Genomic DNA, 20,092 nt, shown 5'->3' with positions numbered 1-20,092 from the left:
ATCCGAATTTCTCAGAGGCCAAGTTCGGCTTAGACAATTGCGTCGAAAGCTTAACCTTTGGAACACATTGCAGCCGTTTCCCGGTTGCCAGGTTCACTATGGGAGATGCCATGAACAGTAAAGTCGAAGAAACCCCGAGTTTGCTCCGTCAGCGCGATCAATTCGTGCCACGGGGTTTGGTCACGGCACACCCGCTGGTCATCGACCGGGCCCAGGGTTCTGAAGTGTGGGACGTGGACGGGACGCGCTACCTGGACTTCGTCGGCGGCATTGGCGTTTTGAACATCGGTCACAATCACCCGAAGGTGGTCGCGGCAGTGCAGACCCAATTACAAAAGATCAGCCATGCTTGCTTCCAGGTGGTGGCCTACAAACCCTACATAGACCTGGTACAGCGTTTGTGCGAGTTGGTGGGTGGCCAAGAAGCCTACAAGGCGGCGCTGTTTACGTCTGGTGCAGAGGCGGTAGAGAACGCGGTGAAGATCGCCCGCGCGCATACCAATCGTTCAGCCGTTATCTCCTTTCGTGGCGGTTTCCATGGGCGTACTTTACTGGGTACGACCCTGACTGGCATGAGCCAACCCTACAAGCAGAACTTCGGGCCCTTCGCTCCCGAAGTCTTCCATACCCCATACCCTAACGCCTATCGTGGTTTCAGCAGTGAGATGGCGCTGCAAGCCCTGAACGAATTGCTGGCGACCCAAGTCGCTCCGGATCGAGTAGCTGCGATCATCATCGAGCCGGTGCAGGGTGACGGAGGCTTCCTGTCCGCGCCGCCGGAATTTCTCCAGGCGCTGCGGGCTCTGACCGAGCAACATGGCATCGTGCTCATTCTCGATGAGATTCAGACCGGATTCGGCCGTACCGGCAAATGGTTCGGCTTCCAGCACGCCGGGATTCAGCCGGATCTGGTCACCGTCGCCAAGAGCCTCGCCGGTGGTTTGCCAATATCGGGCGTGGTAGGTCGTGCGCACATCATGGACGCGCCATTACCCGGTGGTCTCGGCGGTACCTACGGCGGTAACGCCCTGGCTTGTGCGGCCGCGTTGGCGGTGATCGAAACTTACGAGCAGGATCAGTTGCTCGAGCGTGGTGAGGTATTGGGCGAGCGGCTGCGTCAGGGCCTGCTGCGCTTGCAGGCACGTCACCCTCGTATTGGTGACGTGCGCGGCACCGGCTTCATGCTGGCAATCGAATTGATCAAAGACGATGAGGCCCGTAGCCCCGATGCAGAGCTCACCCAACAACTGATCGATCAGGCCAGGATTGGCGGGCTGTTGGTGATCAAATGCGGGGTGTACCGAAATGTGCTGCGCTTCCTGGCTCCTCTGGTAACCGAAGAAAATCAGATCGACGAAGCGCTGACAATTCTTGAAGCGGCATTGTTGCGAGTGTTGGATTAATCTCAGGTCTCGGTTGGCGCAATGTAGCAATGCGCCGACCGAGGGCATTTAGAGCACATGGATTGATGAATGCATCATGGGAGGCTACACACCATGTACCTGACTGATTATTGTGCACTGCTGATCGATTGCGACGAAGTCCTGGTCGATCGGGATTCCGGTATCTGGACGGCCCTGCAACCTTTGCTCGAAAACCATCCGGGCATGCCAGGCAGGGAAGAGGTATTGGCTGAGTTTGACGAGGCGGTGCGCACGCTCTATCCACGTTTTTCCGAGCTGGGCTTCAGTGGCTTATTGTGCTTTGCCCATCGTCAGCTGGCCGAGCGTTTTGGGCTCAAGGCCAGTTGGGAAGAGGGCATGAGTTTCGCCCGTTCGGCATGCAACTGGTCGCTGTTCGAGGACGCGCCCGGTGCCATGTTGTATCTGCGCAAATTCTATCGGCTGCTGGTGTACTGCGATAGAGATGCCGAGGATCGCGAACAGCTCTGCGAGCGTTTGGGGATTGTGCCCGAAGACCTGCATTCCCGAGCCAGTAATCCATTGGAGGACAGCGAGTGGTTGCTGGCCAACAACCTGGAGCCCAAAAATATTCTGCAGATTTCCAGACCTCCTGCGCAGCCGCCAAAATTGGTTGGTTTGTGCCTGATCCGCCGTGGTCATGAGAATTATACTCAGGAATATTCCGCAGATTTTTACATCACAAGCATGGCCGACCTGGTCGCGCAGCATCAGCTATCTTTGCGACGTTGAGTTTGCTAAAACCACTGTCTATCTGAACGGCAATCAAGAGGTACCCGATGGAAGGTTTAATTAAACTAGACCGAATTGATATCAGTATCCTGGTTGAGCTTCAAAAAGACGGTCGAATGACCAACGTCAGTCTGGCCGATGCGGTGGGCCTGTCATCCAGTCCATGCTTGCAGCGGGTCAAACGGCTTGAGTCGGCTGGCTATATTTCCGGGTATAGAGCTCATCTAAACCTTGCCAAGATCACCGACTCGGTCACGGTATTTACTGAAATCACGCTCAGCGACCATAAACGGGAGGACTTCGCCAAGTTCGAGTCCAATATTCGTTTGGTCGATGAGGTGCTTGAGTGCCATTTAGTCAGCGGCGGTTACGATTACCTGGTGCGCTTCATGACCTGCAGTATTCAGCATTATCAGGAAGTGATCGAAGGGCTGCTGGACAAGAATATCGGTATTTCCAAGTACTTCAGTTACATCGTCATCAAATCCCCAGTACTTAAAGATGGGGTCCCGCTGCGTAGGCTATTGCGTCACCATTAAATGGTTCGCTGACGGCACCTAGCTTGTGCGTTCCTGGATTGAGCGCCAGACGCGATGCTCGCTCAACATCAACGTCGGTATGGCAACCAGCACAGGTACAAAGGCAAGCGCACAGATAACGGTCCAACCGTATCGATTCAATATGCCTCCCGATGCAAACGAGCCGAGCACCACGGCGCCAAAGACAATGAAATCATTGAGCGCCTGGACACTTTGTCTTTCGCTCGTTTTATGACACTGAAGGACGAGCGCAGAGGCGCCGACAAAACCGAAATTCCAACCAATCCCCAGAAGCACCAAACATAGATAAAAGTGGTAGGGCTGCACACCGGCAAGCCCGACCGCAATAGCAGCGCCGGTTAACATCAACCCCATCAACACAACGCGGTTTGCTCCAAAACGGCGGATCAGATTTCCAGTGAAAAAACTGGGTGCGTACATTGCAATGACGTGCCACTGCAATGCCAGATTCGATGATTCCAGTGAAAGATCCTCATGCTTCATTGCCAGTGGGGCCGAAGTCATCAGGAAATTCATCAAGGTGTAAATGATGACACCACAGAGCATGGCGTTGATGAGTCGAGGCTGCCGAACAATCACCGCAAGCGGGCGACCTGGAGTACGAACAGCTGCCTCATGGCGTGGCAAATCGACACCTGACAGCACCGCCGCCGAAATCACTGCCATTAATGCGGCTGCAACGTAAGTGGTGATAAACAGGTGTGACTCCCATAGGTCCATCGTATAGGTGACCGTCTGTGGACCTAGTACACCCGCCACTAGCCCGGCAGCCATGACGATTGAAAGCGCCCAGGGTTGCCTGTTTTCTGGAACGCATTCTGCGGCGGCGAAACGAAACGTCAGCACCACAGCGGCATAAGCGCCACCCAACAGCATCGCAGCGCAGAAAATGAAAAAGGAGGACAAATAAATGCCAATCGCAGCCAGCACTCCCATCAGGATGCCGCACAACGCTCCCAGCATAAACACGAGGCTGCGCCCATAGCGCTGCGCAATGGCACCGGCAGGTAGCGTGCAGCTCGCCATGCCCACGACAAAAATGGAGATGGGCAGCGTCGCCAATGCCTTATCCGGTGCAAGCATGTCTCCCACGATAGCGCCGGTTGCATAGACGATGACTGAGTTACCACCCGCCAATGCCTGGGCGGTTGCCAGTCGAAAAATGTTGCTGTTCCCGGATGTGGCTGACACGACTTCTCTCCCTTGAATGAATCGTCCCTTAATGCTGCTGCCGTTGCATCGTCAAGACGGGTTACCCGGATGACGATGAACGCAGTGCTGCATTTGACAGGCATCTCTGCCGACCCGTTGGCGCCTCTTACACACCGCCGTACTGATACACGGTCGCACTCCAGTACTGGTTGCCGTTACGTTTTTGGCGAGCCCATCCGTCGGCCACCAGTTGATTGGCGATCATTCGATTCATAAAGCCGTGACCGAGCAGCAGAACCGGTCCATCGCTGGCAAGGGACTGCAATCGTTTGGCTGCCACACTGGCGCGCATCCTCGCAGTGCCGGCGGATTCGACGTTGCGCGAGTAACCGCACAGCCATAAGACTCGAAGGATAAATGCCCAGGTAAACGGCGATAGCCGTGGCCGTTTCCAATGACCAAAAGGCAGTTGTGCTTCGCAGAAAAGTGCGTCTACCAGCGCAGGCTTCAGGCCGAGCGCCTGGACGGAGGTCAGCGCACGAGGCGCGCTGCTTGAAACAATCACCGTGGCGGTTGCGGCGAGTTGCAGACTGGCAGGCGGGACCGGGTGGTGGGTAATTTCGGATCGGTTGTATTGTTCGATCCAGTCTTTCATCTCGAGCGCTGAGATCTTGTCGGTTGCGGCCAGTTTTGGCTGGCCGTGACGCATCAGGATGATTTCCCTGTTCACAAATTGACGTCCTTGTTCTGGTGTGTGGTAAATGACCAGCAAGTGCGGTCTCGGGAACTCAAGGTACCCCTCGCGTACCCGCATAAAACCGCACAATGAGGCTCGAGATTATCGGCTTTGGGACTGGACGGTAATCCCTTCTGCGAAAGTCAGTTGTCGACCATGACCGATGAGCTTTTTTTCTTCGAGGCGCGCGCACTGTGCTTTTCAAACCAGCCGTGATCACGGTACCACGCCACGGTGTCAGTGATTGTCTGCTCTAGCGTCCGGAAACTCAGGCCAAGCTCCTGCTCGCTCTTGCGATGGTTGAAGCAGGAGCGGTCCTCCTCTCGTATCAACAGGCGCAACGTGGCCATGCTCAGCAGAATGGGCTTGCCGGTCAGGCGCGCATAGATCTCCTGCACAGTTGCCAAGGTGTATAGAAAGGGCAGCGGTAGTTGTCGAACGGGGGTCTTTACGCCAGCGATACGTCCTAGAACAGGGACCAGCTGACGCATCGTCATATTCCGGCCCGCCGCGAGATAGCGCTCACCTCGTCGGCCCTGTTTGGCGGCAGCAATCAGCGCCCATGCCACATCACGGGCATCGACAACGGAGAAGCTGCCAGGGATCAGCCCGGGCAACTTGCCGTTCACGACATCGTTGACCAATTGTCCCGAGGAGGTCGGGCCAATGTCGGCAGGGCCCCACATCCAACCGGGCAGGACCATGCAGGCATGCATCTCGGGATGTGCTTCCAGGAACGACAGGACGACACGGTCGGCGAGGATCTTGCTGCGGTAGTAGTCATCCGCGTCGGCGTCGGCCCGCAGACATGTCTCATCGATGGACGAGCCAGGTGCGCCGTCGAGCACGGCAATGGAAGAGGTATGGACGAACCGTCGTATACCGGCGCGGTAGGCCTGGTTAAGCAGGCGCCGCGTACCAGACACATTGATCTTTTCGAGTTCTTTCCAGTGGCTGCCGCCCTTGTAGTTGTCGCGAAAGAACGCCGCGGTGTGAAACACCGTATCGCAACCTTGCAGCGATGCTGCGAATGCGTCGACATCGGCCATGTCACCCACGACCAGCTCCACCCCCGGTAGATTGTTGAACTGCTGTTCACCTTTGGCTCTTGAGCGGACCAGGCCTTTGACCGTGTAGCCACGAGCGACCAATTCACGCACCAGGTTGTTGCCCAGCAAGCCGGTTGCTCCAGTAACAAATACGCTGCGCATGGCTCAACCCTCACCCTGTTCGGCTGACGGCATCAACACCGCACTGTCGAAGAAAACCTCTTCACGGATGGCCAGCCCGTTTCTGAAGGTGAAGTGTGCGGCGTAGTGCACGGTAATATGGCGTCCATGGGGTGCAATCACCCGGCCTGGCAGCACCAAGGGTGCGGCGAAGGTGCCGGTCAGTAAAGCAGTCAGCGCCAAACGATCGTCAGCGACCATGAATGGGGTGAAGGTCACTTGGGCATCAGGGAACGCTTCGAACAGCGCAGTCTCTCGTTTGCGCATGGCGTCGCGACCGGTTTGAATCCCCATGCCATCGACGTAGATGAAGTCTTCGCAAACCAATGCAAGCATCGCCTCCACATCACGGCGATTGAAGGCTCTTGAGGCGCGTTCCGCATAGTCGTTGGGGCCAGTAGTCATTACAGTCCATTCCATTCGTGTCGAGGGTCTGTAGATATACCTTTGAGGCCTCCCCCGAAAAACAGCGACTACTGCATAATGGATTTGCACATATGCAGACCAGGGAGGACAGGACGCATGGCGTTGCAAGCAAATTGGGACGATCTTCGTCTGCTGTTGGCAGTCTCGCGGCGTGGCAGCTTCCTTCAAGCTGGCCAGTTGCTGGGTATCGCGGCGTCTACCGTGTCCCGCCGCCTGACCCAACTTGAGGTCGCACTGGGCGAGCCACTCGTCGAGCGGGGCGTTGAAGGATGCTGGTTGACCTCGCGGGGCCAATCCCTCGTGGAAGTTGCCCTGGCTGCGGAAGCGGGCTTGAGGCGTCAAACCGCTGCAGGCATATCCGAGCCACACACAGAGCTGGCTGGCAGTGTCCTGGTCAGTGCAGGCGAGGGGTTCTCGTCTTGCGTGCTGGAGGCCGCGAGTCGCTTCACTTCTCTGCACCCGCGTTGCTCGGTGGAGCTTTTGGTAACAGCCGACTTTCACAAGATCGTCCGCGGCGTGGCAGACATTGCTGTACGTACCGCTCATCTGGGTGAGCCGTCGCTGATTTATCGACCCATAGGCCGGCTCGCCTACGGTGTCTTCGCTGATGCAGGTTATCTGAAGCGGTTTCCAGGGGTGACCCCGGCCACTGCGGTCAATGTTGCCTTGCTTCCCCCGCTGGACATGTTGCCGCAAATGCGTGCGGCAAAGGCCGGTGGTCTGGACCGCGCGCAGATCAGCGTGAATTCGTTCGCCGTGCAGCTCGAATCGGTGAGGCGAGGTATGGGGGTGGCCGTACTGCCCCGTATACTGGCGAAGGATCTGATCGGGTTGTTCCCGGATCTCCACCTTCCAGATATGGAGGTCTATCTGGTGACCCGGCCTCAGGCATTGAAGCAGGCCCACATCAAATGTTTTTTTGCCATTCTGGAGCAGGTGCTGCTCGAAGCCCTGTCCATGGAAAATGTCGAAGGTTACCTCTTGGGGGGTGGCCCGTGAGTATCGGGGCAATAACGATCTCTACCGCGTACGGGTCACCGTGCAATAGACTGGGTTTGCGGTGAGCGTGGAGCGCTTGTCAAATACCCACTCAGAGGATGAGCACATGAGCCGTACCGGCCATATCTGCCTGATGGCGACCTATAACAAATGGATGAACGAAAAGATCTATGGAGCGGCCAGGTGCTTGTCCGATGATGAGCTATCAGCTGATAGAAAAGCGTTCTTCAGGTCGATTCTCGGGACGCTGAACCACGTGGCAGTCGGAGACACCGTGTGGCTAAAGCGATTCGCCAAACATCCAGCGAACCACTCGACATTGGAGCCGGTGAGGCGATTTTCTGATCCGAAAAGCCTTGACCAGGCGTTGTTCTCTACTATTCGAGAACTCTCAGTGTATCGAGAGACGCTTGATCAGATCATCGTCGAATGGGCCAGCTCTATTACAGAGTCCGATCTGGATCACACCCTCCATTATGCGAGCTTGAAGGGGGTAGTGTCGGACAAGGATTTTTTCGGCCTGGTGATGCATTTCTTCAACCATCAGACCCATCACCGTGGCCAGGTTACTACGCTGCTTTCACAGGCTGGTGTCGACATAGGTGATACAGATTTAGTCGCCCTCATCCCATCCCGATCCAGCGGGGGCCTTCGCTAACCTGCGCGGATCTTTTTTCAAGCGTGCCCGATACGCCAACCGCAAACAGTCCGGTTTGGCGTCCAATGCTGTTTGTAGGAGCGAGCTCGCTCCTACAATTTCCTTGACTGAACAGCATTGCGGTTCAGCGTTACCCTTCGACGGTCATGCGCATGGCCAAGCCCGCGAGGACCGTCCCCATCAGCCAGCGCTGCACGGTCTGCCACACGGGCTTGCGTGCGAGGAATGTCGCAATGGAGCCCGCCATGACGGCAATCAGGGCGTTGACGCTTACGCTGATGACGATCTGCGTAGAGCCAAGCACGATGGATTGCGCCAGCACGCTGCCGTGGCCGGCGGGGTCGATGAACTGGGGCAGCAGCGACAAATACATGACCGCGACTTTGGGATTCAACAGGTTGGTGACAAACCCCATCGTAAACAGCTTGCGCGGGCTGTCCTTGGGCAGGTCGCGCACCTGGAACGGAGAACGGCCGCCGGGCTTGACCGCTTGCCAGGCCAGGTAGAGCAGATAGAGTGCGCCGCCGAGTCGCAGGGCGTCATACGCATAGGGAACCGCCAGGACCAGGGCTGTGATACCCAATGCGGCGCACAACATATAAACGACGAAACCCAACGCCACGCCACCCAGGGAAATCAGTCCGGCCATTCGTCCCTGGCAGATCGATCGCGAGATGAGATAGATCATGTTCGGGCCGGGAGTCAGCACCATGCCGAGTGAGATCAGGCCGTAGGCAAGCAGGTTGGACAGTTCGGGCATGGCGTAACTCCTGAAGGAAGAGATAACGAATTGAAGCTGCGCTAAATCCGTATAAAACGGCTTTCGCGATCTCTGAGGTATGGACCTGGATGGTGCGGACGATAGTAGGGCGGCCAAAGGGAGAACGTTAGATACAGATTGACTGACAAAACGTCATACAGCGGTCGCAGCACTTGATGTCGGTGGCTCGCGCCAACCGGGCGATGGCCGCGCCGTGCGCGGCCGTGGTCCGGTTCACGCTGGACAATCGGTTTTGCGCGTTGGCGATGGCGAGCTCACCGGCAGGGTACCAGCGGCCGTCTGGCGACCCACCTTGAACCATGCAGCGTACAACGCCGGGACGAAGAAAATCGTCAGCAGCGTCGCCACGGTAAGGCCGCCCATGATCGCAATTGCCATCGGCCCCCAGAACACACTGCGCGTTAGCGGGATCATGGCGAGCACAGTGGCCAGCGCCGTCAGCATCACCGGACGGGCCCGGTGAATGGCGGCATCCAGCACAGCATTCCACGGGTCACGCCCCTCGGCGATTTCGATTTGAACCTGATCGATCAGGATCACCGCGTTGCGCATGATCATGCCACCCAGTGCGATGATGCCCAGGATCGCGACGAAGCCCAGCGGCGACTGGAACACCAAGAGCGCCGGCACCACACCGATCAGGCCCAGCGGTGCGGTCAGCATCACCATCCACATGCGGGAGAAGTTCTGCAGTTGCAGCATGAGTAACAGCAGGATGGTGATCAGCATCAACGGGGCCACCGCGAGTAGCGCCTTGTTCGCCTTGTCACTTTCCTCCACCGCGCCGCCCACGTCGATGCGGTAACCGGTCGGCAGCCTGGCTTCGATATCCTTGAGCAACGGCTGGATTTCCTGCGTCACCGATACACCCTGCTCGCCATCCTTCACGTCGGCACGCACCGTGATCGCCATGTCGCGGTTACGGCGCCACAGCACTGGCTCTTCCAGTTCAGAACGCACCTGTGCGACTTGCGACAGTGGCACCACCGTGCCCTGGCGCGTGTAGAGGTTGATGTCTTTCAGTGTGTCGAGGTTCAAACGTTCCTCTGGCACGGCACGGGCTACGATGTCGATCAGATCCTCGCGCTCACGCAGCTGCGACAGGGTTGCGCCGTTCATCACGGTCTGGGTCGCCAACGACACGTCGGCCGGTGTAAGGCCAAGCGCGCTGGACTTGTCCTGATCGAGCTCCACTTTCAGCGTACGCACCGGGTCGTTCCAGTCGAGCTGGAGATCGCGCACCTTTTGGTTGGACGCAACCACCTTCTCCACGTCGCGGGCGATCTTGCGCACCATCTGGGTATCGGGGCCTACGACGCGGAACTGCACCGGGTAGCCGACAGGCGGCCCCAACTCGAGCCGGGTCACGCGCACCCACGCCTGTGGGAATTGTTGGTCAGCCGAGGCCACCAGCCGCGCACGTACTCGCTCGCGTGCATCCAGATCCTTGGTCATCACGACGAACTGGGCAAAGCCCGGATTCGGCAGCTCGGGGTTGAGCGAGAGATAGAAGCGCGGTGCGCCGGCGCCGGTGTAGGCGGTATAAAAACGCACGTCCTCGTCCTTCGCGAGGATCTCCTCCATGTGCTTGACTTGCTCGGTCGTCGCGGCGAACGAGGAGCCTTCCTTGACACGCAGGTCAATGACCAGCTCAGGACGCGAACTGTTGGGGAAGAATTGCTGTGGCACTAGCTTGATACAGGCCAGAGCAAGTACCAGAGCGCCAACCGTCGCACCGATGACCACCCAGCGGCGCTCGATGGCGGCGTCGATCAGGCGGCGCAGGCTGCGGTAGAACTTGGTATCGTGCAGATCACCGTGCTGGTGCTTGCCCAAGTCGTTGGGCAGCATCTTGACCGCCAGGTACGGCGTGAAGATGCCGGAGCAGATCCACGAGAACAGCACCGCGGCACCGACGATCCAGAAAATGCCGCCCGCGTACTCGCCGGTGGTGGACTTCGAGAGGCCGATCGGCAGGAAGCCCACGACGGTGATGAGTGCACCGGTCAGGCGCGGCATGGCGGTGGACTGATAGGAGAAGGCGGCTGCCTTCACGCGATCCATGCCGGTCTCCATCTTCGCCACCATCATCTCGATGGCGATGATGGCGTCATCCACCAGCAGTCCCAGCGCAATAATCAGTGAGCCGAGCGAGATGCGCTCGAGGTTCCAGCCCATTGCCAACATCACCAGCGCCACGCCGCCCAGTACCAGCGGCACCGTGGCCGCGACCACGAGGCCTGCGCGCCAGCCCAGGCTGGCCAGGCTCACCGCAATCACGATGATCAGCGCCTCGATCAGCGCGTGTGCGAAGTCGTGGATAGCATCCTTTACCGTGGTGGGTTGGTCGGCCACGAGCTCCAGCTCCACGCCGTGCGCAAGTTCCGACTGGATCCTGGCGACGGCCGTGTCCATCGCCTTGCCAAGGTCCACGATGTTGCCGTCGCTGGTCATTGTGATGCCGAGCATCAGCACTGGCTGGCCGTTGTGGCGGACCGTGTAGGTCGGCGGATCTTCGAAGCCACGGGTAACGGTCGCGATGTCGCCGAGCTTGATCAGCCGGCCGCCCGCGGCGATTGGCACATTGCGGATAGCCTCTTCGCTGGCGAATTGGCCGCTCACGCGCACCATGACGCGATCACCGTGGGTGTCGATCTGGCCTGCGGGCAGCATCGTGTTCTGGCTCTTGAGGCTTTCGGCGATGGCCAGCGGTGTAATGCCCAGCGCTGCCAGGCGCTCGTGCGAGAACTCGACGTAGACACGCTTGGCCTGCTTGCCGATGACATCGATCTTCTTGACCATCGGCACCTTCAGCATCTGGCGCTTGATGTCCTCGGCCACGTCCGACAGGTCAGCGTGGCCAACGCCGTCGCCCTTGACTGCGTACATCAGGCCGTACACGTCGCCGTACTCGTCGTTCAGGATCGGGCCGATCACGCCGTCAGGCATCTCCAGGCTCAGGTCGTTGAGTTTCTTGCGCGCCTGGTACCAGGCCTCGCGCTGGTCAGCCTTGGAGGTGCCGCCGCGCACGGTAAGCGTCATGCCCGCGTAGCCCTGCCGCGCGTAGGTGACCACCTTTTCGAAGTTGTCGATTTGCTCGAATTTCTTCTCCATACGATTGAGGACCTGGTCCTGCAATTGCTGGGCGGTGGCGCCCGGCCAGATGACCATGGCGGTCATGGAAGGCACCGAAAAGTTCGGATCTTCGAGCTGACCGAGCCTGGTGAAACTGAAGGCGCCGGCCGCCGCGACAATGAGGAGCATGAACAGGACGATGGCGCGATGGCGCAGCGCCCAGTCGGTGAGGTTGAAATTGTTCATCGGGTGGCCTGCTGCGTAGTGTTCGTGTCAGCGATCGCCGCACCGGGGAGCGCGACCTTCAGTCCGGACGTCATTTTCTGGATCCCGGCGGTAACGACTAATGCGCCAGCCTGCGGCCCGGAGACGAGCACTTCGTCGTTGCGGTAGGCCCAAACTGCCACATGCTCCAGTTCGACGATGCCTAACGGATCCTTGCCCACAGGCGTGACGACCCAAAGCGCCGGCTGACCGCCGCTTTGGGTCAGTGCCGTCGCCGGCACCGCCGCCACCGAGACGCTTGTCATCACGCTCTTGGCCATTACCGTGGCGGTGGCGCCCAGCGGCAGCGCCTGCATTGGCTTGAGCCGCGCGCGATAGGTGCGCGTCTGCGCCGCAGCCTGCGGCGACAGCTCGCGCAGCGTGACATCGAAGGTCTCGTTCGGCGCACTGGCCAGCGAGGCCTTGAACTGCGCGTCCTTGAAGACGGACAACTGATCCTCGGGCACGTCGATGACGATCTCGGATTCATCCGGATTCGCAACCGAGACCACCGGTTGACCCTCCGCCACGACCTGGCCCGCCTCGAAGCGCACAGCCGTGACAACACCGCTACGGGAGGCGCGCAGCACGGTGTAGTTGAGCCGGTTGCGCGCGAGCTCGAGTTTTCGCGCCTCGGCCTCGGCAGTCGCATGAGCGGTCTGGGCATTGGTATGTGCACGCTCGTCGTCGGCCGCACTGACCGAGCCATCAGCCTTTAGTGCGGTAAGGCGTTGGTGGTCCGAGTCGGCCTGACGAGTCTGCTCGACGGCAACTGCCCACTGCTGTTGCGACGCTTGCTCAGCGAGGCGGTAGTCGCTGTCGTCCAGCACAGCCAGTATGTCGCCCTCGCGCACAAACTGACCTACATCGACCTTGCGCTGGGCTACCTTGCCGCCTACGCGGAAGGCTTGATCGACTTCATGCCGTGACTGCACGGTGCCCACGTAGCGATTGCTTTCGCGGGCATTGTCGTAGCTGATTTCAACGGTGCGTACCGGTCGTGGGGCCTGCACGGACGGCTGATCCGGGCTGCACGCGCAAAGCATGGCGGCGACGGCCAAAACGCCGGCCGTAGTAAGGGAATGTTTCAAGACGGTTCCTCTTTGGAAAACGACAGATTCTCAGGAAAGTGGTGGCCGGTCGGCTTCGGCGGATGCGGTTGGGTTGGAGGGTTGTTCGAACACCTGCCAGCCCCCGCCCAGTGCCTTGTAGAGCTGCACGCTGTCGAGCAGCAGTCGGGTGTTGCTTTCGTTAGAATTCAAGCGTGCCGCCAGGCGCGCCCGCTGCGAATCCAGCAGTGGCAACAGGTCGATCTGCCCGCGGTCATAGAGCGACTGGGCGCGGTTTTGCGCGGACTCTGCGGACGCGGCGGCCAATTGCAGCGACCCGGACCGGCGGCGTTCCTGCGCAAGCGTGACGAGGGCGTTTTCCACATCCTCGAGCGCCCGTACGATGCCGTCTTCGGCGCGCAGCAGCGCCTCTTGTTGAGCGCTTTCAGCCGCTTCGTTGATGGCTTGCGTGCGCCCGGCGTTGAAGAGCGGCATCGCCAGCAGGCCCGCGACGTTGGTGAAGCGCGCAGCGCCGAGATCGGCACCGTTCAGGTTGAGACCCTGGCGGCCGAAGGAAGCGCCGAGAAAGAGCTGCGGGAACCACTCGGCTTTCGCTTGCTGGCGACGAGCATTGGCGGCGTCGAGTTGTGCCATCAGCGCCAGTACGTCAGGTCGGCGTTGCAGCAACTCGGCGGGCTGGCCGGGCTTGGCCTCGGGCACATCGATCAAATCACCGCTTGAAGGCTGGATGTTCGCGGTGTTGAAAGACTGGTCTGCAGTCAGCACTGCGATACGGTGACGCGCCACCGCCACTTGGGTTTCCAGCGGCGGAATCTGCGCCCGCGCCGACAAGGCGTCGGTCTGCGCGCGTTCGACGTCGAAAGCGGATGCGAGCCCGACCTGTTGACGTGCGGTGACCAGACGCAGCGTCTCGTCCTGCATCGCCGAGATTGCGCGAAGCGTCGCGACCTGGCGCTGCGCACCGACCAGTGTGAAGTAGTTGCTGACCACGTCGCTCATCACCAGCAGGCGTACGCCGCGCATGCTGTGTTCCGCGGCCAGCGCATCGGCGTCAGCCGCCGCTGCGCCGGCGCGCAGACGGCCGCTCAGGTCGAGTTCCCACGAGACGTCCAGACCCACACTGGTGGTCTTGGTATCCGGATAGCCCTGTTTCGTGGCCAAGTTGTAGCCGCTGCGGCGGTCACTGCCGGAGACGGATGCGCCGACACTCGGGAGCAGCCAGGACTGGCTGACCGTTTCTCCGGCACGCGCGGCACGCAGGCGCTCGGCGGCAATCTTGACGTCGCGGTTCTCACGCGCAGCCCGGCGCACCAGATCCGTCAGCAACGGATCGTGGTAGACCTCCCACCACGCCGCCTCGGGTTCCATTTCGGAGGCCGTGCTGGCGGCGAAACTGCTTGGCAGGTCAACCGCTGGCTTGAAGACCGGTGTGGAGCAACCGGAAAGGGCGAGGGCGATCGAAGTGGCAAGGGCGGCCGCAATAACGAAGCCGGTCGTGCGCTCGGCCCGTTTCAAGGTTGTCCGGGCGGTGAGGAGGGGCAGTGGAAAGGAAACTGGAAGTCGCGGCATCGCATTGGACTCGTGTGGATTCGAGATGGCATCAGCGTAAGGCCCGATGTGCACGAAGTCGTCAGCGAAGCGTCGCCGTTCGGTCGCCATATCGAGCGCACATTCAGGTGGGAGACGTCACTCGCCGTCGGCATCTGCCGCGTGCTCGCTGGCCGCCGACCTGAGGTCCGAGTCGATCGACTCCAGCAACTCTTCGGCGCACGAAAACTCGCGCTGACGTCCGGTGACCAGGTTTTCGAGGCGGCCCACCAGGGCCCCCGAAGCGGCATCGCTACGCAGCTTGATGACGTATGTGCGGCGGCTCGGGTACTTGGTTTCAGAGTTAAGGATCATCACAGTCCAAGGGGGCAAGAAAGTTCGACGACAGCGTAAGCTGCCCCTTGGGTCGAGTCGTAAGCGAAAGGTCAGGCTTCGGTCGGGACAGCGCCGCTTCCACAGAAATTAATGTCGGTAAGTTAAGGATTTGAACAATGCGAACTTGTGGGAGCGAGCCTGCTCGCGATGACGGCGGTACATTCAGCATCAATATTGGCTGACCCGTCACCATCGCGAGCAGGCTCGCTCCCACAGGTCTGTGTCCTTAATTTTTCAATCAGACTTTGCAGCCTGAATCAGCGAGCGCGCACGTTTCACCAGCCCGGTTCCGTCAGTTTCAGGCAACTGGTCAACCAGCGTCGCCAATGCCTGGTGGTCCTCGGCCACGGCGTCGTGGTGCTCGCACAGCTCGACCAGCGCGAGCAGCTCCAGCCATGGTGCTTCCTGGGCGCGAGCCTCCTCAACCGCGCGCCGCACCGCAACGTTGCTGGCGTCGGGCCGACCCTGCGCTCGCGCGATCGCTGCTTCTAGCAGCAATAACTGTGGCAGGTACACGCGCTCGCCCAGTTCCTCGCCCACCTGAAGTGCTTCCTGCAATTGGACTTGCGCTGCGTCGTAATCACCTGCCAGCAGGAGTGCCTCGGCGGCGTAGCCGAGTACTTCGCTGGCACCGGAGCGCATACCGAGCCCGGTGTGTTCCTCGTAGGCCTCACGGATGTGGCGGTAGCCGTCGCGGGGTGCACCGTTGCGGGCGTCGGCCCAGCCGCGCCACCAGCGGCAAGCCGTGCGCCCCAGAGCGAGCGAATACTCATCCACCAGCGTCTGCATGTCGTCAGCCAGCGCTGCCACACGCACGTGGTTTCCCATTCGCACCTCGATCAACACCTCCTGCCAGGCAGCGACCAGCCACGTCATAGGTTGGCGCAGCGCTTGTGCACGGGCTCGCGCGTGCTGCATATGAGTTCGACCCTGCTCAATCAGGCCGGATCGCACCAGCTCGATGGCCAGCATGCCGTGCAGCATGACCTGTGGATCGGCCGCAAAGATCTCGTTCGTTCCGATGTCCAGCGGCTCGGCGATCGCGAGGGCGCGCTCCAGCCAACTGCGGGTTGTTTCAGTGCGTCCCTGAAGGTGATGCACCTCGCCCTGTACGATGCACGCCGCCAGCATGAGCTCTGGATCCTTCGAGTCGCAGGAGAGGGCCTCGGCACGCTCGGCCACTTCCAGCGCCACCGTATACTCGCCGCGCAAACCGAGCAGATAGCCGAACCCATGCAGCAGGCGAGCGCGCATGGGGTGCTCGGGAACATCCGCCAGCAGCGTGTACGCACGTTCGAAGGCGCTCCTGGCTTCGCTGCCGACACCGAACATGTGGAAAGCCGAAACCCCCTGCAACGTAGCCAGGGTTATTTCGAGTGCATTGCGCTCCGTCCCTTCGGATGCCTGCATGAGCAGGACCAGGGCGCGCTTGGTGAGGCCAATGCACAAGTCCGGGCTGAAGTGCAGCAGTGCTGCTTCTGCGGCCTCGGCGTAGTAGCTCAGTGCGATCATCGGCATCCGGGCGCGGTCGAAGTGCATCGCCAGCTCAGAGGCAGCAACCGGCACGCCGGTCGTGCGCTCGCGTTCGAGGGCAGCACCGACCTGACGATGGAGATGGGTGCGTAACGAACGTGGCGTGCGTTCATACAGCACCTGACGAAAGAGGGCATGCCGGAACGAGTACGGCAGTTCTACCTCTTCAACTTCGGGGGCTCGTGACTGTGTGAGCCATACCTGCTCCTGCCTCAGCGTCTCACAAGCGCTGGTTATCGAAGAGAGGTCGCGTTCGAGGGCCAGAGAAACCGTCTCAACCCGGAAATCGACCCCACACACGGCTGCTGCCGAGAGGAGTGTACGTCGCTCCGGGCCAAGCCTGGCGATGTAGTGATCAATGATGGCTGCGAGGTTTTCGGGAACCGCCAGATCCGCAAGCCGAGCCTCGATGGTGGCTTTGTCGCCCTTTGAGTCCATCACTTCACTGATGATCGACGAAACGAACAACGGCACACCATCGGTCCGTTCGTGCAGTGCGCGCACAAAGGCTTCATCGCCTGCCAGCGAGGCTGAACGCAGCGCAACATAGTCAGCGACCTCGGTTTCCGAGAACGGGTCGAGCACCACTTCCTCGCACAAACGCTGCAGACGCAGTTCATGGCGCAACGAGCTGAGCGGATGCTCGAGAGCCACAACTTCGGCAAGGCGAAAGCTCGACAACCACATAAGTCGCGCACGGCCACGTCGCCGCGCCACATAGTCGATAAGCTGAACCGTCGCCCGATCGCTCCAATGCAGGTCTTCGGTCACCAACATTAGCGGCCGCTGCTCTGTATAGCGGTCAAGCAGTTCGCCCATTTCCCGGAGCATGCGATCCGGGCCGACGCCGGCAAGCTCGCGCCGCAATGCGTCTCTCTCCTGCGTGGTGCTCAGCCACGGAAGTTGCAGCAACCAGGTCGGCGCCACTGCGCGCATCAGCGCCGGCAGGGTAGGGTCGCCGCGGCATAGATCGGCCAACGCTTCCAGCACCGGCAGATACGGCTCGCCGGTGCCGTAATGCTCCACGCAATGGCCGCGTGCGCAGGTGATGCCGCCAAGGCTGGCAAGGAAATTTTCGATTAACGTGGTCTTGCCAATCCCCGGTTCTCCAGCGAGCCAGACCACGGCTCGCTGACCGCCATCCGCCCGCTCCCATGCCCGTTGCAGTCTTGAGAGTTCGTCGGCGCGACCGATGAATGGCGGTGACGGATGCGCGCCGGCCGCCGGCACCGTCGCGGATGCAGGCGGCATCGAAGGTGCAGGGGAGGGCGCGGCGATGAAGCGATAGCCGCGCCTCGACACAGTCTCGATATAGCGGGGCTGCCTGGGGTCGTCGCCCAGCACCTTGCGCAGATCGCTGATGGCCGTCTTCAGCACCGAATCGCTGACGAACCGATGCCCCCACACGGCATCAAGCAAGGCATCCTTGGTCACCAGCGATCCCGGCTGGCGTGCAAGGACGCACAGCAGTGTGAAGGGAGTTGGTGCCAACGCCACAGCTTCTCCGTTGCGTGACAGGCAGGCGTTAGCCTCGTCGAGTTCGAACTCGACGAAGCGGAGCTGGACTGGGTTCGGCTGGGGCTGCGGACGTGCCACGTTGGATTCCTGAAGACTAATACATGGGTGTGCCCTCGTGAGGCATGGCACCTGGTCACTCCAATAACAACGCTGATCGACTCAGAAGCCAAGCCTCACCGGTCGGAAACTGGCCCTGCGCATAGCTCACATGTCCTCATCACGGTACGGTAATGATCTCAAAAAATTAATGACAAAAACATCAATATTGAAATATCTCTCAATATTGAATACCTTGACTCTGCCTGACGATGAGGCCTGTACGCCTCACGACTTCAATCACAACAAGGGCTCGAGATGAACAACAACAAGAAAGTTCCCGAATTGACTCCCTCCGCCGTCGATGTGCTGGTCGTCGGTTACGGTCCGGTAGGTGCAACAATCGCGGCGCTGCTCGGCCGCTACGGAGTAACGACCCTGGTGCTGGACAAGCTCCATGACATCGTACTGATGCCCCGTGCCATTGCTCTGGACAATGAGGCCCTGCGCATCCTGCAACTCGCCGGGTTGTCGGAAGACGCTTTCGAGAAGATCGCTATCCCTGAAGTGAGGATGCACTCCCCGGTCCTCGGGCAATTCGGTCGAGCCAATACTGAGGGCTGTATCGACGGCCACCCCAAACTGGTGACTTTCTATCAACCCGACCTCGAGCGAGCGATGCGCGGCCAGGTTTCCCGGCTGAAGTCAGTGACCAGTCTGGGCGGTTTCGAGCTGGAAAATCTGGTCGAGGAGTCAGATTGCGTGGTGGCCACCGTCCGGGATCAAAATGGACACTCGCATTGCGTTTGCGCCCAGTATGTGATCGGTGCGGATGGCGCAAGCTCCAGGGTCAGGGCACTGATTGGCCAGGAGTTCGAAGGACAAACCTATGCAGAGGATTGGCTGATTGTCGATGCCAGGAACCGGCATGAGTCAGCCATTGATCACATCGAGTTCATCTGTGATCCGAGGCGTCCAACGCCGCACATGCCCGCACCCGGTGGAAGGGAGCGTTGGGAGTTCATGCTGCAACCAGGCGAATCCCGGGAAGAGCTGGAAAGCCCGGAAAGCATAGCCCGGCTGATCGCGCCATGGATCAACCCGCAGGAACTGGAAATCGAGCGCAAGGCGGTGTATCGATTCCACGCGCGTTGCTGCAACAGATTCAGCAAGGGACGTATCTTCCTCGCCGGCGACGCAGCGCACATCACCCCACCTTTTGTCGGGCAAGGACTCGTAGCGGGCCTTCGAGATGGCGCCAACCTAGCCTGGAAACTGGCCTGGGTCCTTCGCGGCCATGCCGCGCCTGCAATACTCGATACCTATGACGAAGAGCGCCGCCCCCATGCCCAGGCGATGATCGATCTGGCGAAACTCATGGGCCGCCTGGTGATGCCCAAGAACAGGATCGCAGCTTTTTTCATCCATGGCCTGATGCGCATGCTGGCGTTGACTCCCGCTACCAGAAGGTACTTCGAGCAGTTGGACATCAAGCCGAAGAACACCTTCAAGCATGGCCTGTTCGTGCAGCATCGTCGGGGCGACAAACTGGTTCGTGGCAGCCTGTTTCCCCAAGCCTGGGTTCGCAACATGCAACAGCAGATCCAACTGAGCGACGATGCGCTTGGAGGCAACCTGACCCTGGTTGGATTCGGTGTTGACCCGTTGTCACTGCTGACCGCTGCTCAGGTTGTTTCCTGGGACAAAATGGGAGGCCACTTCTTGCAGATCGGACCCTGCGGCCAGCGCTCCGGCGGCGGTTGCGACTTCATCGAAGACCTGAACCATGGCATCCTGCCGCTGGCTGCCAAAGGCACGCTGGTTGCTGTTCGCCCCGACCGTATCATCATGCACCACGCCCCAGGCTTCGACGCAGGCAGTCTCGTTCGAGACTGTATGGGCCTGTTGGCTAGCGCCGACGCCACAGCCGATAGCGTTTCCATTACCATTAACGAGCCCCCTCGATTAAGAGCCTGAAG

Annotated in this window: 16 protein-coding genes; 6 read left to right on the top strand and 10 right to left on the bottom strand. The window is 60.0% G+C overall.

Annotated elements, in window-relative coordinates; translation table 11 throughout:
• Positions 1-110: 110 nt before the first annotated feature.
• From gabT to C8K63_RS26375, 3 genes are all read left to right on the top strand, one after another.
• Positions 111-1,403 carry a 4-aminobutyrate--2-oxoglutarate transaminase gene (gene gabT / locus C8K63_RS26385; RefSeq protein WP_108219350.1) on the top strand — a complete coding sequence of 431 codons (1,293 nt, stop codon included), beginning with the start codon at positions 111-113 and terminating at the stop codon, positions 1,401-1,403.
• A gap of 93 nt (positions 1,404-1,496) precedes the next feature.
• Positions 1,497-2,153, top strand: a complete 657-nt coding sequence (locus C8K63_RS26380) for a 2-haloalkanoic acid dehalogenase (protein WP_108219349.1) — start codon at positions 1,497-1,499, stop codon at positions 2,151-2,153.
• A gap of 47 nt (positions 2,154-2,200) precedes the next feature.
• Complete coding sequence (locus tag C8K63_RS26375; RefSeq protein WP_108219348.1) at positions 2,201-2,692, top strand: Lrp/AsnC family transcriptional regulator; 492 nt, start codon at positions 2,201-2,203, stop codon at positions 2,690-2,692.
• A gap of 18 nt (positions 2,693-2,710) precedes the next feature.
• Here C8K63_RS26375 and C8K63_RS26370 read toward each other — a convergent pair whose 3' ends face one another.
• The 4 genes from C8K63_RS26370 to C8K63_RS26355 form a co-directional block, all read right to left on the bottom strand.
• On the bottom strand, positions 2,711-3,904 hold the full coding sequence (locus C8K63_RS26370; RefSeq protein ID WP_108219347.1) for an MFS transporter: 1,194 nt from the start codon (positions 3,902-3,904) through the stop codon (positions 2,711-2,713).
• Positions 3,905-4,031: 127 nt separating this feature from the next.
• On the bottom strand, positions 4,032-4,574 hold the full coding sequence (locus tag C8K63_RS26365; RefSeq protein ID WP_108219398.1) for a histidine phosphatase family protein: 543 nt from the start codon (positions 4,572-4,574) through the stop codon (positions 4,032-4,034).
• Positions 4,575-4,744: 170 nt separating this feature from the next.
• The gene (locus C8K63_RS26360) at positions 4,745-5,812 is read right to left on the bottom strand and encodes an SDR family oxidoreductase (RefSeq protein ID WP_108219346.1); all 1,068 of its coding nucleotides are present in this window, start codon (positions 5,810-5,812) and stop codon (positions 4,745-4,747) included.
• Between the two features lie 3 nt (positions 5,813-5,815).
• Positions 5,816-6,235, bottom strand: coding sequence for an ester cyclase (locus C8K63_RS26355; protein WP_108219345.1), 420 nt, complete (start codon positions 6,233-6,235; stop codon positions 5,816-5,818).
• Between the two features lie 117 nt (positions 6,236-6,352).
• Between C8K63_RS26355 and C8K63_RS26350 the strand changes: the two genes are divergently transcribed.
• Entirely contained in the window at positions 6,353-7,255 is a 903-nt protein-coding gene (locus C8K63_RS26350) for a LysR family transcriptional regulator (protein ID WP_108219344.1), read from the top strand.
• A gap of 106 nt (positions 7,256-7,361) precedes the next feature.
• Positions 7,362-7,913, top strand: a complete 552-nt coding sequence (locus tag C8K63_RS26345; RefSeq protein ID WP_108219343.1) for a DinB family protein — start codon at positions 7,362-7,364, stop codon at positions 7,911-7,913.
• A gap of 130 nt (positions 7,914-8,043) precedes the next feature.
• Here C8K63_RS26345 and C8K63_RS26340 read toward each other — a convergent pair whose 3' ends face one another.
• The 6 genes from C8K63_RS26340 to C8K63_RS26310 form a co-directional block, all read right to left on the bottom strand.
• Positions 8,044-8,673, bottom strand: a complete 630-nt coding sequence (locus C8K63_RS26340; RefSeq protein WP_108219342.1) for a LysE family translocator — start codon at positions 8,671-8,673, stop codon at positions 8,044-8,046.
• A gap of 234 nt (positions 8,674-8,907) precedes the next feature.
• The gene (locus C8K63_RS26335) at positions 8,908-12,015 is read right to left on the bottom strand and encodes an efflux RND transporter permease subunit (RefSeq protein WP_108219341.1); all 3,108 of its coding nucleotides are present in this window, start codon (positions 12,013-12,015) and stop codon (positions 8,908-8,910) included.
• Positions 12,012-13,124 (bottom strand): efflux RND transporter periplasmic adaptor subunit, encoded by a 1,113-nt coding sequence (locus C8K63_RS26330; protein ID WP_108219340.1) that lies wholly within the window; start codon positions 13,122-13,124, stop codon positions 12,012-12,014. Before C8K63_RS26330 ends, C8K63_RS26335 begins: the two co-directional genes overlap by 4 nt.
• A 30-nt stretch (positions 13,125-13,154) precedes the next feature.
• Positions 13,155-14,672 carry an efflux transporter outer membrane subunit gene (locus C8K63_RS26325; RefSeq protein ID WP_108219397.1) on the bottom strand — a complete coding sequence of 506 codons (1,518 nt, stop codon included), beginning with the start codon at positions 14,670-14,672 and terminating at the stop codon, positions 13,155-13,157.
• Positions 14,673-14,789: 117 nt separating this feature from the next.
• Entirely contained in the window at positions 14,790-15,005 is a 216-nt protein-coding gene (locus C8K63_RS26320) for a hypothetical protein (protein WP_108219339.1), read from the bottom strand.
• A gap of 255 nt (positions 15,006-15,260) precedes the next feature.
• A complete protein-coding gene (locus tag C8K63_RS26310) occupies positions 15,261-18,155 on the bottom strand; it encodes an AAA family ATPase (protein WP_108219337.1) in 2,895 nt (964 codons plus the stop codon).
• 276 nt (positions 18,156-18,431) lie between these two features.
• Between C8K63_RS26310 and C8K63_RS26305 the strand changes: the two genes are divergently transcribed.
• Positions 18,432-20,090, top strand: coding sequence for a bifunctional 3-(3-hydroxy-phenyl)propionate/3-hydroxycinnamic acid hydroxylase (locus C8K63_RS26305; protein WP_108219336.1), 1,659 nt, complete (start codon positions 18,432-18,434; stop codon positions 20,088-20,090).
• Positions 20,091-20,092 lie beyond the last annotated feature (2 nt).

Origin of the sequence: Pseudomonas sp. GV085 (assembly GCF_003050925.1) — a bacterium.
Classification (GTDB): domain Bacteria; phylum Pseudomonadota; class Gammaproteobacteria; order Pseudomonadales; family Pseudomonadaceae; genus Aquipseudomonas.
The sequence above is the reverse complement of the archived record's forward strand: the minus strand, read 5'-3'. Positions and strand labels throughout refer to the sequence as shown.

Bases quoted from the DNA above. Each gene is read 5' to 3' on its own strand.
- C8K63_RS26375 (WP_108219348.1), top strand. From the start codon at position 2,201: ATGGAAGGTTTAATTAAACTAGACCGAATTGATATCAGTATCCTGGTT.
- C8K63_RS26380 (WP_108219349.1), top strand. From the start codon at position 1,497: ATGTACCTGACTGATTATTGTGCACTGCTGATCGATTGCGACGAAGTC.
- C8K63_RS26350 (WP_108219344.1), top strand. From the start codon at position 6,353: ATGGCGTTGCAAGCAAATTGGGACGATCTTCGTCTGCTGTTGGCAGTC.
- C8K63_RS26320 (WP_108219339.1), bottom strand. From the start codon at position 15,005: ATGATCCTTAACTCTGAAACCAAGTACCCGAGCCGCCGCACATACGTC.
- C8K63_RS26360 (WP_108219346.1), bottom strand. From the start codon at position 5,812: ATGCGCAGCGTATTTGTTACTGGAGCAACCGGCTTGCTGGGCAACAAC.
- C8K63_RS26305 (WP_108219336.1), top strand. From the start codon at position 18,432: ATGAACAACAACAAGAAAGTTCCCGAATTGACTCCCTCCGCCGTCGAT.
- C8K63_RS26335 (WP_108219341.1), bottom strand. From the start codon at position 12,015: ATGAACAATTTCAACCTCACCGACTGGGCGCTGCGCCATCGCGCCATC.
- C8K63_RS26345 (WP_108219343.1), top strand. From the start codon at position 7,362: ATGAGCCGTACCGGCCATATCTGCCTGATGGCGACCTATAACAAATGG.
- C8K63_RS26355 (WP_108219345.1), bottom strand. From the start codon at position 6,235: ATGACTACTGGCCCCAACGACTATGCGGAACGCGCCTCAAGAGCCTTC.
- gabT (WP_108219350.1), top strand. From the start codon at position 111: ATGAACAGTAAAGTCGAAGAAACCCCGAGTTTGCTCCGTCAGCGCGAT.
- C8K63_RS26365 (WP_108219398.1), bottom strand. From the start codon at position 4,574: ATGCGTCACGGCCAGCCAAAACTGGCCGCAACCGACAAGATCTCAGCG.
- C8K63_RS26340 (WP_108219342.1), bottom strand. From the start codon at position 8,673: ATGCCCGAACTGTCCAACCTGCTTGCCTACGGCCTGATCTCACTCGGC.
- C8K63_RS26325 (WP_108219397.1), bottom strand. From the start codon at position 14,672: ATGCCGCGACTTCCAGTTTCCTTTCCACTGCCCCTCCTCACCGCCCGG.